At 38.0% G+C, this 2,687-nt stretch carries 2 protein-coding genes; both read right to left on the bottom strand.

The window, feature by feature from the left end:
- A partial coding sequence (locus tag MV589_RS00300; RefSeq protein ID WP_297430948.1) for a DUF1501 domain-containing protein occupies nucleotides 1–1,353 on the bottom strand: 1,353 nt, incomplete at its 3' end.
- A gap of 1 nt (nucleotide 1,354) precedes the next feature.
- The coding region (locus MV589_RS00295; RefSeq protein ID WP_297430947.1) for a hypothetical protein at nucleotides 1,355–2,687 on the bottom strand (1,333 nt) is incomplete at its 5' end.

Genomic DNA, 2,687 nt, shown 5'->3' with positions numbered 1-2,687 from the left:
AAGCTTAACAGCACCATTTCCATCAGTCAACACTTCTGGATTGGTAACGCCAAATACCTTGTAGAGCGTTGCCGCAATGCTGAGATGCTCGTAACTTTCACTCCCCTCTTTTGGCTTCATATAGAGCCTGTTTACGGAACCGGTGATATCAAGCATAGTCTCACCTACTACCCCACGGTGTGAAAAGTAGTTTTTTCCACCAAGCACATAAAAGTTTTGCAGATTTCCATGATCCCAGCCAAGAGCAGAGTTGAGATTGACATTGCGTCCAAACTCCCCAAAAACCATAATAGAGATGTTGTTTTGCTTCCCTACAGCTTTGAGATGTGCCATGGCAGATTTAAGCGTTTTAAACATTAACTCGGCACGCGTTACATACTGTCTTGCATCATTATGATCATCCCAACCACCTAGCCCGCCTGTATTCATTGTGATGATTTTTGTAGCAGGATTGTTTGCCAAAACTTTTATAGAAGACTCAACACGTTTTGCAAAACTGCTTTTTGTCGGGTAAGCATCCCCAGCAAGATCTGGAGTTGTTGTATTTTTAATACTTTGTACAAAAAGACTTAAAGGTTTTCTCTTTGCAAAAGCATTGTGAATTTTACCGTTTGTGTTGAGGCTCTGTGCCATCTCGTTCATAGTGCTATTAAATGCAGGATCAAAACCAGTTTGTGCGTTACTGTAGCCCGTCGTTTGACTCTCTTCACTTGTATATTCATACCAATTTCTCACATGACGTTTATAAGGATTATCAAGATTTTCATCAAGTCCCACTGCTTTTAAATAACTAGGAATCGTTGTATGTCCTGATGCATAAAACTGAGAATCTCCCTCCATAGTCACAAATGGCATAGGCGTATTTTCATCAACTAGTGCTGCGTTTGAGAGGATATTTGTAATGTTCGTTACAATTCCCGCGCGAGATATATCAAAAGAACCTTTTTGATTTTGGTTGGTACAAGAGCCGTGTGATTTATTATTATTTACCTCTCTTACTTTCGAGTAGCAAGTTCTAAATACGGTCATATCACCCGCAGCCACCATATCTTCCATATAGGTACCACCTGCCTCTTGCCAAAAATTATTAGAAGTTTTTGTAACACTTCTAAAGTAAGATTCATACGAACTTTGTGATTTTGTCTCTATTTCATCGTAATTTGTCAAGTTCCCTGCAAGCTGACTCGCTCCTCCATAGAGGTATATCATTAACACCTGCGGTGCATTTGCCACATAAAGACTTTTGTCAAATTGTACCTGTGAATAATCTACAGCAGAAGCACTAGAAACACTAGGCAAAGCCATAGAAGTACAAGCTGAGAGTGATAATTTTATAAAATTTCTTCTTTGCATTTTAATTCACCTTCTTGTAAAGATAGATATCTTGAAGTCTATTAATATAATCAAGCACTGTATATGCGACATAGCGTTTATAAATATCTCCATATCGCACGCCATTATCATCTAAACGATAATCTAAAATATCAAAATGACCTACAACATTTTTCACACCATTTTTATCTTCTATCATTAGATCATCAAACATTGCCATCTCTTTAGGCAGCGCATCTCTGGCAATCGTTGCTTGAAACAGATAGTTTATAAAGTTATGCAGTGTCGCTATAGGATCTTCGGCTACTGTTTCAAACTTATCACGAGAGATAAAACTCTCACTCCAACCCTGACGTGACCCGTTCTTATAATCATCTACATATTTAGGATTTGAGCGTCTAAGCATTACCTCTTCGCGCATATATTTACTGTAGTTTGCAAAAGAGAGCGTATCAAGAGGCACTCTTTTTAACTTACCGAGTTTATATTTCATTGTAGCCTGGTGCATATTTTCAAGTGCACGTTTTAAATTATACATAGAATAAATTCGTGTTTGAAAATCCATCTTTTTTGCTAAAGAGAAGAACTCTTCTTCCGCACTTTTTGCGCGTGTCGTATGAAGCAAATACTCTTTTGAAAAAACAATCTGCTTGAGAATCCCCTGCCACGTCTGCGGATTTGAAGCAACAATACTATTTGTAATAGATTCTATTTTTGAAGAAGTATCATCTGTAAAAAAGAACTCTACAAGACGCTTCACAGCACCATATGTAAAGGCTTTTGATTTTACCATTTCACGGTAAAAATCATCGCCATTATAGATGGTGGTACCAAAAAGAGAGAGTGGCTTTGTGTTTTCGTTAAGTCCCACAACAAGCGTATCATAATCACGGTCAAGCTTCCAATTTTGCAATGCAGTTGCGGCAATCGGGACATCTGCATCGTTTTTATCAAAAGTAAAGATCTCCAACATCTCACGCCCATTGTCTTCAGGACTGCGAAATCTTCTCCAGTTATCTTCACTACTCATATGAATATAAGTAATAAAACGCATACTCGTATCATCTTCTAAAAGTGTAACAAGACGATTATACACGCGGGCGATATCTGGTACATGGCTAGAGTCAAGTTCATACGCAGGAGAGAACATTATTGTCTGTGTCAGCGTATAGGCAACCCAATTATCAAAAAAGTACTTATCGAGCTTTTTTGCAGCATAAAAACGAGAAAGAATATCTATAGACTCTGCTTGTCCGTTTGGTCTGTAGAATTTCTTTTCATCCATTATTTCAGACTCCAAAGCTACTACATCGGTATTCTTTTTTGTCAGTCCTTTTTCAATGCTGCTGATAAAT

Source organism: Sulfurimonas sp. (assembly GCF_026991475.1).
GTDB lineage: Bacteria > Campylobacterota > Campylobacteria > Campylobacterales > Sulfurimonadaceae > Sulfurimonas.
This window is presented reverse-complemented; position numbering and strand designations above follow the sequence as displayed.